This window comes from Carnobacterium funditum DSM 5970 (genome assembly GCF_000744185.1).
GTDB classification, from domain to species: domain Bacteria; phylum Bacillota; class Bacilli; order Lactobacillales; family Carnobacteriaceae; genus Carnobacterium_A; species Carnobacterium_A funditum.
In genome coordinates, this window is record NZ_JQLL01000001.1 from 202,542 (window position 1) to 221,228 (window position 18,687).

Below are 18,687 nucleotides of genomic sequence, written 5' to 3' on the forward strand. Positions count from 1 at the left end.
ATGGGAATCAAGCAACTCCGAGAGGAAGAAAAAGGCAGTGGTTTAGTTTTAACATTAATGGTGCTTTTGGTGTTGTCTGTCTTAGGTATTGCCATTGGAACTCTTACGATCGGTAGTTATCGATTGAGTGATGCTACTCGTGATGATACATCCGCTTATTATGTGGCAGAAGCTGGAGCCGTTGCCGCTTATGAACAGATTCAGAGAGAAGTATTAAGTGCTTATAAAAACAATGAAACAGAAGGTGCTTTTTATAATCAGGTATCAACTATCCTTAGCTCAAAAAATGGTCAGTCGAGTATAAAATTTGATCAGCAATTAGGCAGCGAACCTACTGCAACAATCCGGACTGAAAAGGAAGACTCACAAAACTATAACATTCAGTCTACCGGAGAAATAGACGGAAAAGAGCGGACCGTTATGAAAAAAGTCACGGTGAATTGGGTTAATAAAAGTACTGGTGGGGGAGGAATGCCAAAACTTCCTGAAAATGCAGCTTTGTTAACGCAAGGTGGCATGGAATTGAGAAACGGTACTTTGGTAGGGGATTTACATACCAATTCAGTATTAAAGGATTCCGTCAAAATTTCAGGAGGTAAGAATTCTAAAGGGGATACTTTGTATTATCCTAGTAGTACGACTGCTGAAAACTTAATCAATAGAGAATACGATTGGAAGTGGATTAAAAATTATGTAGCTAGAGAAAAAAATATTGATTTTAAAGTTTATGAAAACTTGTTGAAACAAGTTAAAGTACCCACTGATAATACGATAGACTTTAAAAAATTACCGGATAAAATAATTAAAAAAAATGAGAATGAACAGTATAAGGTTCAAGATAATGGGAATTTGTTTCTAAACAATTATTTACTTAATACCTATAAGCTTGAGGTTTATGACAATATTTCTTTTAATAAGATAATAGTTGAGTCTGGAAAAAAGTTAACTATTGACCCTATGGGAGGAAACCACACGATTTTAGTGAACGATTTATCAATTAGTTCAGGTGATATTGATATTGTTGGAAAAGGGACAATCACATTTTTAGTGAACAATTTATCAATTAGTTCAGGGAGTCTTAATGTTGTAGAAGAAGGCAAAATTACATTTTTAGTGAATAATTTAATATTTACTTCAAGTAATCTCGATATTATTGGTGAAGGAATAATTAGATTGGTTGTAGCAAATACAATCAATTTTAATCAGAATTCATACATCAATGCCTCTGGAATAAGCAAACAATTCTTATTGATATTTACAGGTCCTAATCCAAATTTTACGAATATTAACAAGATGAACGCTAATGTGATATCCATCGGAAATGAGAAACCAGTAGATCTCAATAATACCACTATAAATGGCGTATTTCTGACGGATAACAAAGAAATTATTTTGTCAGGTGGCAACTGGAATAGACCTTCCAACGTAATACTTATTGCACCAAAATCAGCTGTCACTTTAACTGGAAGTTATCTTATGAACGGTACGGTTATTGCAGAAAAATTCAAAATGCTTGGTGATGCAAAACTAACTTATACAAAAATTGTCACGACCGGTTTCCCATTCGGCTCATCAGTTACTGTTACTGCTCCATCATCGGAAGACATTATAACCTCAGGAACAATCATTGAAGATTAGCAGAAAGGTGAGAGAATATGGCAGATTTCGAGAAGAAAAAATTAGGAGATTTATTAAAAGAAGCGGGACTTGTAACGGAACTGCAGATTGTAGAAGCACTCAGCTTGAAAAAGCAGGATCAAAAATTAGGAGATTTATTAGTTGATCAAGGATACATTACCGAGAAGCAATTATTGGATGCGTTAGAGATTAAGTTGAAACTAGAAAGTGTCTCTTTATATCAATATCCGATTGATCTTTCTGTATTGGAATTGGTAACAAAAGATTTTGCGCGTTCTAAATTATTGCTTCCAATTAAAAAAGAGAATACGCGTTTAATTGTAGCGATGAATGACCCATTAGACTTTTATGCGATAGAAGAGATAGAATTTTCTACCGGGTATGTGGTCCAGCCAGTAATAGCAACACAAGATGACTTATTGCAGACAATCAATCGCTTGTACGACTCAAAAGAAGTGAATATTGACTACATTGAAGGGGAAGATGCTCCTGCAGTAAGAATTTTCAACCAATTATTAGAAACGGGTGTATCGTTACGTGCATCAGATATTCATTTGGATCAAACGGAACGTCACGTTTCGGTTCGGTACCGGGTAGATGGTTTACTTCGTAATGAACGTCCTTTACCGAAAACGCTAATGAACTCTTTAGTTGCTCGGATTAAAATTATAGCCGGACTGGATGTAACAGAGACCCGTCTCCCACAAGATGGCCGAATTAGCACAAATGTTTTGGGGAAACGAGTGAATTTACGGGTATCAACCTTACCAACTATTTTTGGTGAAAAAATTGTCTTGCGGATTTTAGATATCTCCAATATGTTCAGAAAAGTAGAAGACATTGGCTTAGAAAAAGATATATTAGCAGCTTATCAGGAACTGATTGCCCAGCCGTCGGGACTGATTTTATTGACCGGTCCGACAGGTTCGGGGAAAACGTCGACTCTCTATGGCTCTATCAATGAACTGAACCATCCAGAAAGCAATATCATCACAATTGAAGACCCGGTTGAATACCAAATTGAAGGGATTAACCAAGTTCAAGTCAATACACAAATTGGGCTGACCTTTGCAGCAGGCTTGCGTTCCGTCTTGCGTCAAGACCCGAATATTATTATGGTGGGAGAAATAAGAGATAGAGAAACGGCTGAAAACAGTGTGCGTGCGGCGCTGACCGGTCACTTGGTATTCAGTACGTTGCATACCAACAGTGCCATTGAAACTATTCCTCGCTTACTGGATATGGGAATCGAGTCCTATTTAATTGTCTCGGCTATAAGTGGTGTCGTAGCGCAACGTCTCGTTAAAACCATTTGCAAAGATTGTGCTGAAACACGAAAGGCAACACCGATTGAGAAAGAAATCTTTGCAAGACGCGATCAAACAATCGACACAATTACGTTCGCCAAGGGCTGTGACGCTTGCCGTCATACCGGATATCGTGGACGAATGGCTATTCATGAATTGATTGTGATTACAGAAGAAATAAAGCAACTGATGATGAATCAAACGTCCATTCAAGAAATCAAACAGCACATCAAAGAACAAGGTGTTCGCTTTTTGATTGACGATGGCTTGCTGAAAGTGAAAGCAGGAAAGACAACACTAGAAGAAATTTTACGAGTTGCTTCTATTAATGAATAAGGAGGCAAAATAATGGAACCATTGGATACGATCTTAACAGCTGCTTATGAAAAAAAAGCTTCCGATGTACACCTTGTGGTAGGCTCAGCACCAGTCTTTCGGATTGATGGAAAGTTGATCCCGCAAACACAAACTTCTCTTATGCCACAAGATACAAAACAGTTTGTAAAAACAATTATTAACCAAGAGATGTGGGAGACACTAGAACAAAAACGAGACATTGATTTTTCTTATAGCATCGCTGAGATTGTTCGTTTTCGTGTGAATGTGTTCTACCAACGTGGCGCACTCTCACTTGCTTTTAGAATCATTTCAAAGGAAATTCCCAGTGTAGCAAGTTTAGGTCTACCGGATATCGCTAAAAAATTAGTGCAACAACCGTATGGCTTATTTTTGGTAACGGGTCCTACCGGAAGCGGGAAAACCACCTCGCTAGCGGCGCTAATCGATTATGTAAACCAAACGCTGAATCGACACATTATTACCTTAGAAGATCCTATCGAGTACTTGCATGAACATAAACAATCTATCATTGAACAAAGAGAAGTCGGATCCGATACCGTATCCTTCAAGAATGGTCTCCGTGCAAGTTTGCGCCAAGATCCCGATATCATTTTCGTGGGAGAGTTGCGCGATATGGACACTATCTCTACCGCTATCACAGCATCGGAAACCGGACATTTGGTTTTAGGAACGTTGCATACCTCAGATGCGGCAGGTAGTATTGAGCGAATGATTGATGTTTTTCCAGGTGGGCAACGCGATCAGATCCGCTTGATGCTAGCGAATGTTCTCTTAGGTATTCTATCGCAACGACTCGTGCCGACTAAGAAAGGCGATGGTCGCGTGGCAGCAACCGAAATGTTGGTCAATAACACCGCCATCAAAAATTTAATCCGAGCCGAAAAAATGCATCAAATCTCCAATGTACTACAGACATCCGCTGATCAAGGCATGCATACGATGGAGATGAGCATGAAGAAACTCGTCGAAGATAAAAAAATTGGAAGGTCTCATTTAGTGTCATAGACACCAAATCAAACAATAAGAAAGGGGGGATAATAATGGCCGTTTTTGCTTATAAAGCCAAAACAAAAGATGGAAAACTCATGAAAGGGAAAATAGAAAGTATCAGTAAAAAAGAAGCACTCAGTAAACTGGGACACATGGATCTGGTTGTTTTTGAAGTAGATAAGTTGAATGCCGTATTAAATAAGGATATCACCTTGCGCACTTCTTTAAAATCAAAGGATTTCATTATCTTTTTGAGACAGTTTTCTTCTCTGATGAGTGCAGGAATTTTGTTGGTGGATGCGTTAGACCTTCTCGCTGCTCAATCGACGAGTTTGTCGCTAAAAGAGGCACTGGACGAGTTAGCGGAAGAAATAAGGGAAGGGGTTGCTTTGTCGGAAGCAATGGCAAAAAAGCCGAGAATGTTTCCTGATTTATTGGTACATATGATTCATTCAGCTGAAGTTAGCGGACGCTTAGAAGAAGTTCTGCAAGAAATGGCTGACTATTATGAAAAACAGTACCGAATCAAGCAAAAACTCTCAACTGCGATGACTTATCCGCTAGTTGTAGGAGTGTTAGCATTCTTTATCACCGTTTTCTTGTTGGTATTTATCGTGCCGATATTTGCCGACATGTTTGCTTCTATGGGAAGTGAGTTGCCTATGATTACGCAAGTTGTTTTAAAGTTAAGTGGTTTTTTCCAACATTACTGGTGGCTGATCATCTTACTAGTCGGTCTCTTAGCTGGCGTTGTTCTTCAGCTTTTGAAAAAAGACCAAGTCGCTTACCTATTTGATGTGGTGCAATTAAAGATTCCTATTCTAGGAACCTTTGTACAAAAAACCTTGCTAGCGCGAATGACACAAACGCTGAGTTCTTTAATTAGTAGTTCGGTCCCCATTCTCCAAGCCATTGAAATCACGAGCCAAGTTGTGGGCAATCGAGTCGTCGAGAATGTCCTATTGCAAGCACAAAAAGATGTTGAACAAGGCGAATCATTAGCGAAGCCGATGGTGGGTCATTGGTTTTTTCCACCACTCATTATTCAAATGATTCAAGTTGGAGAATCAAGTGGTGAGTTGGATGAGATGCTAAAGAAAGTTTCAGAAATCTACGATCAAGAAGTACAAGAATCATCCGATAAACTACAAGTATTGATTGAACCGATTATGATCATCTTCCTTTCGGTTATTGTGGGTGTAATCGTTCTCTCGATTGTTGTACCCATGTTTAGTATGTTTGAAACTTTTGGCTAATTTCTGAGAAAACTTATTGCAAAAGTAAAACTATTGTTATATAATAAATTTGGGCATAAACTTCTGTTAGAAAGTGAAGTGAGTCTTTAGTAAGCAACCATTCAGAAACAAAACAAAGAAACTGGAGGGAAAGAAAATGAGAAATAAAATCAAACAAGTGTTGAAAAAAGAAGGCGGCTTTACATTAGTGGAGTTACTAGCAGTTATTGCCATTTTAGCTTTAATCGTTGCTATCTCGGTTCCTTTGGTTGGGAATGTGGTTGCTGATTCTAAAACTAAAACAGCAAAGGCTCAAGAAGAATTGGTTATTGATGCAGCGAAAATGTATGAATTACAAAATACAATAACAGGTACAACAATTACTACAGATCAATTAAAAACAGCAGGCTATCTTGAGTCTGATTTTGAAGGTAGTTATACTGTAACAAAAACAAAGACTGGTAATAAAGTTGACTATACAGTATCAGTTGGAGCAACTACAGAAGATATACCGGGCTAATAGCAAAATATCATATCTACTAAAACACATAGAAAGACTCCTTCAGGGAGTCTTTCTTGTTTACTAGGAGTTTTTTTATGAACACAATCGTAACGGTTATCTTTTTCATTTATGGTTTAGTATTTGGTTCATTTTTTAATGTAGTAGGGTTACGAGTGCCAAATGGGACGTTGTTTGCTCAAACGCGATCTTATTGTGACACATGCCAGCGGACTTTGACTTGGAAAGAATTGATTCCAGTCTGGTCTTTTTTGCGCCAAAGAGGTCGATGCCGGCAATGCAAAGAAAAAATTTCTTTGTTGTACCCGATTATGGAGCTAACGACGGGACTATTAGCAGCGTTTACTTATTATCGTTATGGTTTTAGTGAACAAACGCTGCTAGGTATCTTATTAATTGCACTCATCATTCCACTTACGGTATCCGATATCGCTTATCGAAAAATACCAAATAAGATGCTGTTATTTTTCACTCCTTTGTTTGTAGTGCTACGCTTGTTTAATCCACAGCCTTCTTTTTGGGCATCTTTATTAGGAACAGTGCTGGCATTTAGTTTGGTATTCGTGATTATTCTCTTATCTAATGGCGGGATGGGCGCTGGGGATTTGAAATACTTTACTTTATTGGGCTTTATTTTCGGACCCGCTCTTTTTTTGTTGCTCTTTTTTTTAGCGACGCTTTACGGAGCCATTATGGGTATGATTTTAATGAGGTTAAAAAAGGGTAATCGAAAAATGACCATTCCATTTGGACCGTACATCGGTCTAGCTGCACTAACTGTTTTTTATTTCGGAGAAACGATCCTACAGTGGTATTTATCCTTTCTTAGTTAAGGAAGAGCATTGTTTGTGTTTCTGATACATAAGGAGGTATATGATGTTATTTAATAAAAAGCCCTTACTTTACTTTGAGTTTACGGAAAGAAGAATCCGTTATTTGGTCATGGATGGGCATTCCGGTGCGGTACTGGAAAAAAGCGAAATCCTGTTTGATATGGAAATTCTTCATGAAGAGAAAATTATTGATACTTCTTTGCTTGAAAATCGCTTAAGCGCTCTAGTTACTGAAAAAAAATGGAAAAATGTGCAAGCATCCATTCTGTTGCCAGATAATTTTGTCATTGTGCGTGAAGAAAAAATACCCGCACAGTTAGCCGCTTCAGAAATAAAAGCCTATCTTGCCTTACATATCGGACAAAAGATTCGTTCTCCTTTCAAAGAAACGCGTTTTCATTTCGAAATGCTTGAAGAAGGTGATACGGAGCAGACCATCCTTTTAATGCTTTATCCCCAAGATGTTATCTTGCAATATGAATCAATCTTACAAAATGTTTCCTTAAATCCGGTTGTAGCGGATATTTCTTCGCTCTGTCTCTACCGGATTATCCGACAGCAAAAGGCATTTCAACTAGATCCTGATAAACATGTGATGGTGTTGCAATGGAGTACGGTCAATAATGCCATTATGGTTTTCAACCAGAATCTGCCTAAATTTTCCCGCCAGTCGCGCTTAGTGCGTTTGGTTGATTTGTGGGATGTTACTCCGGATGGTGAGTGGATCTGGAAAGACGATACCGAATCTTATGAAGAGGCCATTGTAGAAACCTTGAATGTTTTGGAAAGGTTATTAGAGTTTTACCGCTATTCTGTGGTAAACGGAGAAGCTGGTGTGACAGATATATTTTTAACAGGTGACTTTCCTGATTTGGAAACAGTAAGAGAACAGTTGTCCAAACGTTTTCCTCAATCGATTCACATGCTAGCGGTCCCTGAAGAGATTAACACTAAGTTTCTGCCATTATATGGGCTTGCGTTAAAAGAAAAGCAGACAGCTATTCCGAATAAAATCGCTAAGAAAAAAGTGAAGCACACCAGGGAAAAAGTACAGGAGGAAACTGAACATGTTTGAAGTTAATTTTTTTGAAAAAAAGCAGAAAAACCTTCTTCCTTATTTGCTTAGTGGTGTCTTCCTTTTCTTGCTTATTTTGGTAGGTATCTATCTTTTCTCCATGCAAGCATATTACTCAAACACAGAAACAAACAATCAAGATTGGCTTCAAGAAGAACAAGAGCAGCTAATTGTTTCACAGCAAATGCAAGAATATGCTCAATTGACAAAACAAGTGGCAGCGGATAAAGCTACTTTTGAAGCAATGCAATATCCAATGGCCTATGTAACAAAAGAAATCCTTGAAAAAGTTCCAAACGGGGAACAGCAAGTAACCATTTTCAATAAAAATGAGACGAATCAAATCACATTAGTCTTGGAAGGTTTGACAGCTACAGAGGTCTCCGATACGGTCGAAAAATTTAAAACGTTAACCTATGTTTCTGATGTTCAGTTTATCCGTATGGAGAATCAACCAGATGGAGTGGACTCGACGGTTGAACTGTGGCTAGATATTGATGAAGCAGCTTTGAGAGGGGAGATTCCGTTATGAAGTTAAAATGGAATCGTTTGTCAATCATACTAGTATTGATAATCGTACTGGTCATTCTAGGGGTGCTTATTTTTGGACAGGTCTATTATCTCAATCCCATTAAAGAGCGAGCTAATCTTGTAGCTCAACAAGTGGAGGAAGAAATGAACTTGAAGACCGAGTACCCGCCAGAAGCAACCTTACTGAAAGAGTATAGACAAGGATATGAAGAAACTTGGGGATTTTTACCTGAAGGCGAAAAGGTCAATCAAGAGCTGATTGTGCTGGAAAGGCTCGCTGCCCAAGAGAAGGTTACTGTGCAGCAAATAGTACGTGTAGAAGAACCTCAGTCGCTTGAAGGACTTGATGAAAGTTACAGAAAAAGCAGCTACGAAGTGGAATTGACAAGTGCGACTGCGGGAAGTATGCAGACCCTGGTCAAAAAACTAGAAGCAACGGAGCGCATCTGGAACATCTATTCTTTTGGGTTTGAAAAGCTTGATGAAGCTTCTTACAGTGGGACATTCACAGTTGAGTTGTTTTATCATGTCGCATCCTCTGAATAATCTTAGTAAAGGATAATTATTCTCCTGAGTGTCAATGAATCAAATATATATTGCAACACGAATACCCCTGTTACAATATGGAAATCATATTGTAACAGGGGTATTTATAGTTGCTAGACAGGAGGAGCTGATGACTGTTGATCCGGTACTCTTTCACTTTTCACAATTCCCATGCCTGAAGTTGAGACAGTAAGGATATCGTGGTAGATGCCTGTTCGATTAGGTGTCTCCCCACAGTCAATTATAGTCCTAGAATAAAGTAAGGTCGCTTCCTCTTTATTTATCTCTTTGCTACTACTAACTGCTTGCGAACTTTACTGCGCCGTATTCAAACAGAAATGCTGCAGCAATAAAAACTGCAATCAATTTTTTCTCCCAGCTGTTCTTTTCTACGCAAGCTGTTAATACTTACCCGAACTCTTTTGGTGCTTGCTGGTTAAGTAATTTTTATTGTGAATCAGAGTAGATAGCTTTAATACCGGCTTCCTTTATTAATGACTGGACTTCTTTTAGCTGTTTTTTTGTATACATAAAGCCATTTTTAGTGATAATGGCGTTTGGTGTGTCTTTGCCATCTGTACTAAAGTAAACCGTGCCGTTTCTACTCAAAGAGGGCGTTACGATATAAGCTACGTGGATGTTTTTTATATTTAAGTCAATTTTATTGGTTATGACCCCTTTGATGGAAAGAATATTTCCATCTAGTGTGACTGTTTTTTTACTAAGCATTCCAAATTGATAAATGGTCAATGCAATCGTCTCCTTTTGTAAAATATTTTACCTTAATTATAGCCCACAAGATGAATGAATAACACTTTATAGTCTATCTAATGAATCGAATAAGACCAAGAAAGAGTTGCTTTTTTGAGTAATTGACATCCTTTAGAAGCAAAGAAGGATTCTGCAGGCTCAACTATAGTCTTAACAGTCAAAAAAACCAGTCACTATAGAATAGTTGAATGAAAAATTTTTGGGATTGATAAATTTGAAACAATTTTTTTTAGGATGATGGTTATTCTTTTAAATCTACGCCAGTTCCGATACAATCAATAAAAGACGTTTAATCTTTTTGAAAGAGTAGTGACACAATCTTTTTAGGAATCAATAAACGGCCTTTTTTAGTAAACGAGTTAACTAGTCTACATAAAATCGATTGATTGAAAGGATTTGGTAGAATGAAATTGACCATCTTAGCAACAAGCGATATACATGGCTACATCGGACCAACCAACTTCAGTTCAAAAAGGCAAGATATGCCTTACGGTGCAGTAAAAGCAGCAACCGTTTTAAAAAAAGAAAAAGAGCAAGCAACAGGACCAGTAGTGACAATTGAAAATGGTGATTTTATCCAAGGATCCCCGTTGAGTTATTACATTGCCAGACGACGAAAAAGTACGAATCCAGAAGATTTAGTAACGGTTTTAAATATGATGGAGTACGATGTAGGGGTAATTGGCAACCATGAGTTTAACTATGGTGAAGACTATTTGAAACAAGCTATTTCGGCGATGAATTACCCTGTTCTTGTGGCTAATATACTCAATGAAGCTGGCGAACCAGCATTTGGGCAAGCTTATGAAATAGTTGAAAAAGAAGGCCTTAAAATAGCTGTTTTGGGATTAACAACAACGTACATTCCAAATTGGGAACACCCTGACCATATTAAAGGAATGACCTTTAAAGATGGTGTCGAAACAGCAAAAGAGCTCGTTCCTCAACTAAGAGAATTAGCTGATGTAGTAGTGGTTAGTTACCATGGTGGATTTGAAAGAGACTTAAAGACTGGTGAAATAACAGAACCGTTAACCGGCGAAAATGAAGCCTATCAGTTAATGACAGAAGTGCCTGGCATTGACGCACTTATCACGGGACACCAACACCGCTTAATTGCAACAAAAATAAATAATATCCCGGTCATTCAACCAGGGTATCGCGGCGAAGCGGTTGGAAAAATAACCTTAACCATTGAAAAAAATGACAATGGAGCTTATGTGGTCACACAAAGTGAAGCTAGTTTGATAGAAACGGCTACAGCTATCCCTGATGCGGCGATTGCAACAAAACTCGCTGATCTATTTAAAGAAGTTGACGAGTGGCTGGACCAACCGCTTGGAAGAGTAGAGGGAGATATGCGCATTCAAGATGCGCATCGCGTTCGTGCAGTAGAGCACCCCTATGTGGAACTTATTCATAAAGTTCAAATGGAGGCTACCGGTACAGATATTTCGGGTACAGCATTATTTGTAAACGAAGGCAAAGGATTTGGCGAGATAATTACGATGCGAGATGTCGTAACGAATTATGTTTACCCTAATACGTTGGCGGTATTGCGTGTTTCAGGTGCCGATTTGAAAGCAGCCTTAGAACATTCGGCTACTTATTTCAAAGCTGAAAAAGATGGTTCAGTGGGCATCAATCCAGATTTCATTCATCCCAAACCACAGTATTATAATTACGATATGTACGAAGGCATTGACTACACCATTAATGCCAAAAAACCTTTCGGTGAACGCATCGTCCAATTAGAGTACCACGGAAAAACTATTCAACCAGAAGATCAATTGGACATCACGTTAAATCAATACCGTGCAGTAGGTGGAGGGAATTATCCCATGTATTCAGCTGATAAGATTATTCGTGAAAATCAAAAAGACATGAGCGAGTTGATTGCGGATTATTTAGTTGAACACCCCGTCATCAAAGCTGAAACAAACAACAACTTTAAAGTGGTAGCTGAATAAAGAAAGACTAGTTCGATAAATGGGTCTTGAAAATAAATGACTAAATAAACGAGCAATACAACGTTAGTAGAAGTAACCAATCACTCAATTAGCAGTTATCCAATTCCAATCAAAAAAACGATAAGGAACTAAGCATTAGTCTTAGATGTCCTTATCGTTTTTTTCATTAGAGTATTCGTCAAAGAAAAGAGATTGCTACGAGTTAGGTTTGGTTGAATCGGATGTTTTTATAAGGGACAAACAAATAATATAAGGTGCTGATGGCTAAGATAAGTGTCAGCAACCAGCTGCCTAAAGGAATAAAAGAATTGATCCAGAAGTTCAGTAAACCCAATAAGCCAATAACAATAAAGACGAGGATAATTGGAATGAATTCTTTGGCACTATCAGCTGCTGTAAATTTTTTTGAAAAAGGATAGGTTTTTATCGTTGCTTTTAAATAACCGAAGAAAACAACTGTCGTAGCTAGGAAACCGTTGACAATAATCGACAGATCATCCCAACCAAATAAAAATACTAACAGCATGCCCAATACCGCATAAAAAGGTACGACTAGCCTCATCCAAATCGATTTCCCAGCACCTCTCACAAATAAGCCATCATTAGTGATTGGACTCATCTGGAAAATCCAAGCACCTTTATAAGAAGAAGAGTAATTTAGAGAAGTAACCAGTTGTGGGACCATGAACAATGTAATGTAAACGGAGTAAGGAAAACTATTATTTCGAATATCGTTAAGCGTCATGCCGCTACTGAAGCTGTTAAAGATAAAAAACAATGGAAGGATAAAAGAAACGGCTAATGACGGGTAGATTCTGGTTTTAAATTCGCGTTCATTCTTAATAATTTTCCAGGTAAATTGATAATATGCCCGTTCAACGTTATTGAAACATAAAATTCTTTTAGTTTGGTTCATCCAATAGTTGTGCTCTTTAACTGGGTTATTTTGATCAGACAACTTTTGAATGTTTTGTTCTAACTGAGCGCTGTTCTTTTTATAGTAGAAAAAGAATAGTATTGTGGCACTTATCAGTAACAGCGTGTACAAAATATAATAGCGATTTAAGCCTTCTTGCAGCAGACCTAATGGAGCAGCGAACCACAATGGAAACAATGGCAAGTGCCAGATTTTTGGCCGATACGATATAGAAACATCTACCAAATCAAATATCCGACCAACCATTTGGTAACCTAGAATGGTAAAGATAGATAAACCAATTTGACTGTAAGCTATGATATTCTTTAACTTCTCACCATTGAAGCGTTTAAGAATAGTGGCATAGACAACTAATGTAAACAGCAGTGTCCAGAAACTAAAAATAAAGGTTAGTGTAGTAACCATCAATCCTGTGAGGAGTCCGTGAACAAAATACGTTGCGATGGTTACTGGACCTCCTAAGGCTAAAGTTAAAGAAAATAAGTAGATAAAAACATGGGTTGCTTTAGCTGCGCTAAGTGTTTGACTAGTTAAAGGCTTTGTACCGATTAAAATGTGATCTTTTGTATCGAGTAAAATAGAAGAAAAACTGGTAATTGTAGTGGATAGCAACATAACAAATAAATAACTAAAATAGATGGTGTACTGCAAAATTAAGCTTTCACCGATAAATAATGTCCCGACTATAAAAATACTAATAATAAAATACCAAATCAGAGAAGCAAAAAACGAATTTTTTTCCTTTTTGTTTGTACCATTTCGCATCATAGGATTGGGCTCACGACCATCCATTAAGATTTTTGTCTGGACGATTAATCGTAGTTGTCGGTAATCCACTCCATTTTTTTCATAAAGGGAAGAAAAGAGATCTAGTATTCTTAAATAAATCGGCTCTTTTGAATCAAGCGGAAGTGGTTTAAGCATCGCTATCTGCTCCCTTCATAGCCTGTAAAAAATCTTGAGCTAGTTGTTGTTGTTCATCAAAGCCAGTTAACTCGTTAAATAAATCTTCTAAAGTTCCTTCCGCTTCATGTCGAATCTCATTAAAAGGACCATCCGCAACGATTTGCCCATGATTGAGAATTAAAATACGATCGCTAATTTTTTCAACCGTATCCATAATATGCGAAGAGTAAAAAATGGTTTTTCCTTCGGCCTTTAATTGAGCTAAAATTTCTTTGATGATAAGAACACTATTAGCATCTAAACCGTTCAATGGCTCATCCCAAAAAAGAATCGTTGGATTATGTAACAAACTAGAGATAATCAGTACTTTTTGACGCATTCCCTTGGAAAATGCTGAGAGTCTAGTCCGAAAAGCGGATTCAATTTTCATAGCCGTCATCATAGCAAAGCTTTTTTGACGGATAGTCTTTTCATTCAACCCATATAATTGTCCAACGAATAAGAAATATTCTTCAGCGGTTAAGGTTTCGTATAAATCTGCATTTTCCGGTACATAGCCAATACGCGTTTTATAAGTTGTTTCATTTTCATTTAGGGCATTTCCAAAAATAGTGATTTCGCCAGCATCAGGTTTCAGTAACCCCAATATCATTTTGACAGTTGTACTTTTACCAGCACCGTTAGTCCCGATATAGCCTATAATTTCACCAGGATAAACGGCAAAATCTACCCCTTTTAAGACTTCGTTTGAACCAAATGATTTCCTAAGGTTTTTAATTTCTAAAATAGGTACCATCGTTAGCCTCCTTTATTTTAACTTTATTTTAACATAGACAGAAAGAAAAAAACGACTCTTATTAAAGAAATGAGGTGTTTGTTAACCTCAAATGAGCTAGACTTCTTAAGCTCATTTGAAGGGTAGCGACTAGCTTATTCACTAAAAGTGGACAAGCTTTTAAAAATCCCTCTCTAACTTGTCTATCGTAGTGAAAAATAGACGAGTCAAGGATATAGCTCACCCAACTCGTCCGAAAAATCCTATGAGTGGACGTGTTAGGGTTTATTAATAGTCAACTGGTCGTATCTGACTTAATAATGGACAAGAGGACTAGCGTTTTGCTATAAGTTGTCTATTTGAAAGTGAGGAGGACTAAGATAGGCAACTTTTCCTATCAAGGATTAACGAATGAAGGTGGGAAAGATGGACTGCTGCTGGCATCAAGCTGATCATTAGAATGACTAGAGAATGTTGTTGAAAAAACGCTAACTTAATCTTATCTGTGGTAAAATTAGTGTATTGAAAAAAATGTAAAGGAATGAGAACTAACTATGGCAACGATTATCTTTGATATAGACGATACACTGTACGATCAATTGATTCCATTTAAACAGGCATTTTACCAAACTATTCGTGAAGTTTCACTCGCTGAGATTAACAGTCTTTATCGTTTTAACCGTGAAAAAAGTGATGCCTTATTTGAACAAAGTGAATCCGGATTGCTACCTAAGATAGAGATGCAAGTGATGCGTATCCAACATGCATGCCAACAAGCTAATATCCCCATTAGTCGCGAAAAAGCGCTAGCCTTTCAAAAAGCCTATGAAGAAGAACAGAAAAAAATAGAGTTGTACCCAGAAATGAGAGAATTATTGACTAAATTAACGCAAAACGATCATACACTAGGAGTAATGACAAACGGGGCAGCTGCACACCAACAAAAGAAAATAGACCAACTTGGTTTAGCAAAATGGATTGACCAAGATCATGTATTTATTTCTGGTCAAATGGGTAGGATGAAACCCGATATAGCAGCGTTTAAATTTGTAGAGTCGTCTTTAACGATTAAAAATAAGAAACCTATTTTTATTGGAGATTCCTTTCAAAATGACATAGTTGGTGGAAAAAGAGCTGGCTGGACTGTTATTTGGTTGAATACCAGAAAAAACAACATGAAAAAAGGAAGCATCGAACCAGACGAGACCATTCAGCATCCTGTTGAGTTAATCTCACTATTTGAAGAACAAGGTTATTTTTAAACTAAGTTTATAACCTAGTGGTGTCGGAATAACTATTCTAGCACTGCTTTTTTTTTCTGCTTTTTTTTCGATAATGGGCATAGCATTCATGTTAAACTATTCTTAATAGAAAATAGGAGATGCGCATATGTTGAATTTAGTTATCTTAATGATTGAACGTGTCGGGCTAATTATTATTGTGGCCTATATGTTAATGAATATTCGCTATTTTAAAGCGATGTTAACCAAACGAGATCAATTATCCACCAAACTACAGTTAATCGTTGTTTTTGGTATTTTTGCTATCATCTCTAATTTTACAGGTGTAGAAATTGGCGAAAATCAAGTGATTTCCGATCAGTTGTTTACGACATTAGCTGATAATGCTTCTCTAGCAAATACACGTGTGTTAACAATTGGTGTTTCGGGTTTAATAGGAGGACCTTTTGTCGGGGTTAGTGTCGGGATTATTTCTGGAATTAACCGCTATACTCAAGGAGGAGAGGCAGCTTTTATTTATGTTGTGTCTTCTATTTTAATCGGGGTGTTCTCTGGGTTATACGGGATGAAAACAATGAAAAAAATCAGTACCCAACTGTTATAGAAGGCATCATCATTGGTGCGTTAGCAGAAGGGATTCAGATGGTGTGTATCCTCATTTTGAGCAGCAATTTTCAAGATTCAATTGAACTTGTTCGTTTTATCTCGCTGCCAATGGTTTTAATCAATAGTTTAGGGACGGCCATTTTCTTGTCTATTATCAGAACGACACTCTACCAAGAAGAACAAACAAAAGCCGTTCAAACGCATGATGTTTTGCAGTTGGCTAATGAAACGCTGCCTTTCTTTCGGTCAGGGATGCATGAAGAATCATGTACGGCCGCAGCTGAAAGTATCAAACGTTTTATTAAGGTATCGGCCGTTAGTATCACGAATCAAGAAAGAATCTTGGCGCATGTTGGTGCTGGAAGTGACCATCATGTTCCAGCCAATGCCATTTTGACCGACTTATCAAAAGAAGTATTGCGAGAAGGCAAGATAAAAGAAGCATTCACCCATGAAGAAATCGGCTGTCACCACAGTGGTTGTCCATTGGAAGCGGCGATTGTTATCCCTTTAACGTCTAAAGGCAAAACAGTGGGCGTACTGAAAATGTATTTTACAGATAAAAATCAACTAACCTATGTAGTGAGGCAACTAGCAGAAGGGTTGGGAAATATTATCTCGAGTCAAATTGAACTAGGGGAAGCCGAATTGCAAGGTAAGTTGTTAAAAGATGCTGAAATCAAGTCACTGCAAGCACAAGTAAATCCGCATTTCTTTTTTAATGCCATCAATACAATCTCAGCACTGATTCGCGTAGATAGTGAGAAAGCTCGTACCTTATTGATTCAATTAAGTCATTATTTCCGAGCCAATCTCCAAGGAGCTAGAACCAATCTCATTCCGTTAGCAAAGGAATTGGAACACGTTGAAGCCTACTTATCGATTGAACAAGCTCGTTTCCCTGAACGCTACCAAGTTGAAATTACGATTGAACCGGGACTAAGTAATGTTTTGCTGCCGCCTTTTATCATTCAATTGTTAGTCGAGAATGCGATTCGGCATGCTTTTGAAGGTCGCAAAATGGACAATCACGTTTTTGTTTCTGTTCGTACAGTCAAAGAGAGTCTCGTGTTAGAGGTTAGCGACAATGGGGTTGGTATAAAAGCAGATCGCCTAGAAAAATTAGGCAGAGAAATTGTTCAATCTGAAAAAGGAACAGGTTCTGCTTTAGAAAACTTGAATAAACGCTTATTAAGTTTATTTGGAGAATCGGCTGCCTTACAAATGGCTACCTCTGATAAAGGCACCGTTGTTTCTTGTACGGTTCCCTTCAAAGAAAGGAAAGAAGAGCATGCACACACTAATTGTTGACGATGAACCTTTATCTAGAAACGAATTGATTTACTTATTAGAACAATGCAATGAAATAACGTCAATCGCTGAAGCTGAATCAATCGAAGAAGCGTTAGAAAATATGCTGCAACAATCAGTAGATTTAATTTTTTTAGACATTCATCTAACGAATGAAAGTGGGCTAACGTTAGCCAATAAAGTCAATCAATTGAAAAATCCACCACTCATTATTTTTGCAACGGCTTATGATGAATATGCAGTGAAAGCATTTGAATTAAATGCGCAGGATTATGTCTTAAAGCCGTTTGAATTAGCACGTATCCAACAAGCTGTAAGCAAAGCCTCTCAATCGTTTGCTGCTGATAAAGAAAAGCCAAAAGAAATGAGTCTGCCGGTTTCAATGACATTGCCTATTCAAGTAGAAGAATATATCTACATCTTGAAACAACAAGATATTATAGCCGTAGAAGTTGAAAATGGCATAACCACAATTTATACAGCTCAAAAGAAATACCAGACACGTGAACCGCTAAGTGCATTGGAGAAAAAGTTGAGTAGTCCAAATTTTATGCGCGTTCATCGTTCTTATATTGTGCAATTGAGCTATATAAAAGAAATTCAACCCTGGTTTAACCACACCTTTCAAGTGACAATGGAGAACCAATTGAAAATTCCTGTTAGCCGTTTTTATATGAAAGAATTTAAAGAACAAATAGGACTATAAAAAGAGAAAAGCTTCATTAAGAGGAGATCGCGTGTTTAACATTATAAGTGTATAGGACTTGAATTGCTAAGAGCGATAGGTCGTTAAATTCTAAACACGACCTGACGAATAAGTTATCAAAGAGGGAGCAATCAAAGTATCTAACGAATGAACTAGAGGATCATTTAACAGCTTAGATTAACAATAAGCGGCCTTACAAAACTGTAGGATTGTGTTTCTAGCAAACAAACAGGAACACGAATAAACATAAAATTTTACAGTTGAAAAGAGTGCATTCGTTTCAATCACTGGGAAATCAAGTTCAGGTATAGCCACATAGAATGAAGAAGACAAGGGAATCCATTTAGTCACTTTTAAAATTATCTTTTTACCTAAAAATTCAGTTGAAGTTTCCGTCTTTCTACTGTAAAGTGGCCCATGAGAGCAATT

The 18,687-nt window shown here is 37.5% G+C and carries 15 protein-coding genes and 1 pseudogene; 13 read left to right on the forward strand and 3 right to left on the reverse strand.

What is annotated here, in order from left to right; all coding sequences use genetic code 11:
- The 9 genes from BR44_RS11025 to BR44_RS00900 all read left to right on the forward strand — a co-directional run bounded on the left by BR44_RS11025 (position 1) and on the right by BR44_RS00900 (position 9,035).
- Positions 1-1,638 carry a PilX N-terminal domain-containing pilus assembly protein gene (locus BR44_RS11025; RefSeq protein ID WP_051912431.1) on the forward strand — a complete coding sequence of 546 codons (1,638 nt, stop codon included), beginning with the start codon at positions 1-3 and terminating at the stop codon, positions 1,636-1,638.
- Between the two features lie 17 nt (positions 1,639-1,655).
- Positions 1,656-3,281 carry a GspE/PulE family protein gene (locus BR44_RS00865; RefSeq protein ID WP_034549763.1) on the forward strand — a complete coding sequence of 542 codons (1,626 nt, stop codon included), beginning with the start codon at positions 1,656-1,658 and terminating at the stop codon, positions 3,279-3,281.
- Between the two features lie 12 nt (positions 3,282-3,293).
- Positions 3,294-4,310 (forward strand): type IV pilus twitching motility protein PilT, encoded by a 1,017-nt coding sequence (locus BR44_RS00870; RefSeq protein ID WP_211249854.1) that lies wholly within the window; start codon positions 3,294-3,296, stop codon positions 4,308-4,310.
- A gap of 35 nt (positions 4,311-4,345) precedes the next feature.
- Complete coding sequence (locus BR44_RS00875) at positions 4,346-5,551, forward strand: type II secretion system F family protein (RefSeq protein ID WP_034549765.1); 1,206 nt, start codon at positions 4,346-4,348, stop codon at positions 5,549-5,551.
- Positions 5,552-5,687: 136 nt separating this feature from the next.
- Positions 5,688-6,050, forward strand: coding sequence for a competence type IV pilus major pilin ComGC (locus BR44_RS00880; RefSeq protein ID WP_051912433.1), 363 nt, complete (start codon positions 5,688-5,690; stop codon positions 6,048-6,050).
- 77 nt (positions 6,051-6,127) lie between these two features.
- Complete coding sequence (locus BR44_RS00885; protein WP_034549766.1) at positions 6,128-6,883, forward strand: prepilin peptidase; 756 nt, start codon at positions 6,128-6,130, stop codon at positions 6,881-6,883.
- Positions 6,884-6,926: 43 nt separating this feature from the next.
- The gene (gene pilM, locus BR44_RS00890; protein ID WP_034549767.1) at positions 6,927-7,958 is read left to right on the forward strand and encodes a type IV pilus biogenesis protein PilM; all 1,032 of its coding nucleotides are present in this window, start codon (positions 6,927-6,929) and stop codon (positions 7,956-7,958) included.
- Entirely contained in the window at positions 7,951-8,490 is a 540-nt protein-coding gene (locus BR44_RS00895) for a hypothetical protein (protein WP_034549769.1), read from the forward strand. The genes pilM and BR44_RS00895 overlap by 8 nt, the downstream gene beginning before the upstream one ends.
- Positions 8,487-9,035, forward strand: coding sequence for a hypothetical protein (locus BR44_RS00900; protein WP_034549772.1), 549 nt, complete (start codon positions 8,487-8,489; stop codon positions 9,033-9,035). The genes BR44_RS00895 and BR44_RS00900 overlap by 4 nt, the downstream gene beginning before the upstream one ends.
- A 447-nt stretch (positions 9,036-9,482) precedes the next feature.
- On the opposite strand, the gene BR44_RS00905 is transcribed toward BR44_RS00900, so the two are convergent.
- Positions 9,483-9,785 carry a hypothetical protein gene (locus BR44_RS00905; RefSeq protein WP_034549774.1) on the reverse strand — a complete coding sequence of 101 codons (303 nt, stop codon included), beginning with the start codon at positions 9,783-9,785 and terminating at the stop codon, positions 9,483-9,485.
- Between the two features lie 425 nt (positions 9,786-10,210).
- On the opposite strand from BR44_RS00905, the gene BR44_RS00910 reads away from it, so the two are divergent.
- The gene (locus tag BR44_RS00910; RefSeq protein WP_034549776.1) at positions 10,211-11,776 is read left to right on the forward strand and encodes a bifunctional metallophosphatase/5'-nucleotidase; all 1,566 of its coding nucleotides are present in this window, start codon (positions 10,211-10,213) and stop codon (positions 11,774-11,776) included.
- A gap of 202 nt (positions 11,777-11,978) precedes the next feature.
- Here BR44_RS00910 and BR44_RS00915 read toward each other — a convergent pair whose 3' ends face one another.
- Both BR44_RS00915 and BR44_RS00920 read right to left on the reverse strand, forming a co-directional pair.
- The gene (locus tag BR44_RS00915) at positions 11,979-13,637 is read right to left on the reverse strand and encodes a hypothetical protein (protein WP_034549778.1); all 1,659 of its coding nucleotides are present in this window, start codon (positions 13,635-13,637) and stop codon (positions 11,979-11,981) included.
- On the reverse strand, positions 13,630-14,415 hold the full coding sequence (locus tag BR44_RS00920) for an ABC transporter ATP-binding protein (protein WP_034549780.1): 786 nt from the start codon (positions 14,413-14,415) through the stop codon (positions 13,630-13,632). Before BR44_RS00920 ends, BR44_RS00915 begins: the two co-directional genes overlap by 8 nt.
- A 533-nt stretch (positions 14,416-14,948) precedes the next feature.
- Between BR44_RS00920 and BR44_RS00925 the strand changes: the two genes are divergently transcribed.
- From BR44_RS00925 to BR44_RS00935, 3 genes and pseudogenes are all read left to right on the forward strand, one after another.
- The gene (locus BR44_RS00925) at positions 14,949-15,656 is read left to right on the forward strand and encodes an HAD family hydrolase (RefSeq protein WP_034549783.1); all 708 of its coding nucleotides are present in this window, start codon (positions 14,949-14,951) and stop codon (positions 15,654-15,656) included.
- A gap of 127 nt (positions 15,657-15,783) precedes the next feature.
- Positions 15,784-17,552 (forward strand): annotated as a pseudogene (locus BR44_RS00930) (LytS/YhcK type 5TM receptor domain-containing protein).
- Positions 17,533-18,258 carry a LytTR family transcriptional regulator DNA-binding domain-containing protein gene (locus BR44_RS00935; RefSeq protein WP_034549784.1) on the forward strand — a complete coding sequence of 242 codons (726 nt, stop codon included), beginning with the start codon at positions 17,533-17,535 and terminating at the stop codon, positions 18,256-18,258. Before BR44_RS00930 ends, BR44_RS00935 begins: the two are co-directional and overlap by 20 nt.
- Positions 18,259-18,687: the final 429 nt, after the last annotated feature.

Excerpts from the sequence above, each read along its gene's own strand:
- BR44_RS00875 (WP_034549765.1), top strand. The coding sequence starts at position 4,346 with ATGGCCGTTTTTGCTTATAAAGCCAAAACAAAAGATGGAAAACTCATG.
- BR44_RS00865 (WP_034549763.1), top strand. The coding sequence starts at position 1,656 with ATGGCAGATTTCGAGAAGAAAAAATTAGGAGATTTATTAAAAGAAGCG.
- BR44_RS00910 (WP_034549776.1), top strand. The coding sequence starts at position 10,211 with ATGAAATTGACCATCTTAGCAACAAGCGATATACATGGCTACATCGGA.
- pilM (WP_034549767.1), top strand. The coding sequence starts at position 6,927 with ATGTTATTTAATAAAAAGCCCTTACTTTACTTTGAGTTTACGGAAAGA.
- BR44_RS00915 (WP_034549778.1), bottom strand. The coding sequence starts at position 13,637 with ATGCTTAAACCACTTCCGCTTGATTCAAAAGAGCCGATTTATTTAAGA.
- BR44_RS00870 (WP_211249854.1), top strand. The coding sequence starts at position 3,294 with ATGGAACCATTGGATACGATCTTAACAGCTGCTTATGAAAAAAAAGCT.
- BR44_RS11025 (WP_051912431.1), top strand. The coding sequence starts at position 1 with ATGGGAATCAAGCAACTCCGAGAGGAAGAAAAAGGCAGTGGTTTAGTT.
- BR44_RS00900 (WP_034549772.1), top strand. The coding sequence starts at position 8,487 with ATGAAGTTAAAATGGAATCGTTTGTCAATCATACTAGTATTGATAATC.
- BR44_RS00920 (WP_034549780.1), bottom strand. The coding sequence starts at position 14,415 with ATGGTACCTATTTTAGAAATTAAAAACCTTAGGAAATCATTTGGTTCA.
- BR44_RS00895 (WP_034549769.1), top strand. The coding sequence starts at position 7,951 with ATGTTTGAAGTTAATTTTTTTGAAAAAAAGCAGAAAAACCTTCTTCCT.
- BR44_RS00880 (WP_051912433.1), top strand. The coding sequence starts at position 5,688 with ATGAGAAATAAAATCAAACAAGTGTTGAAAAAAGAAGGCGGCTTTACA.
- BR44_RS00885 (WP_034549766.1), top strand. The coding sequence starts at position 6,128 with ATGAACACAATCGTAACGGTTATCTTTTTCATTTATGGTTTAGTATTT.
- BR44_RS00935 (WP_034549784.1), top strand. The coding sequence starts at position 17,533 with ATGCACACACTAATTGTTGACGATGAACCTTTATCTAGAAACGAATTG.
- BR44_RS00925 (WP_034549783.1), top strand. The coding sequence starts at position 14,949 with ATGGCAACGATTATCTTTGATATAGACGATACACTGTACGATCAATTG.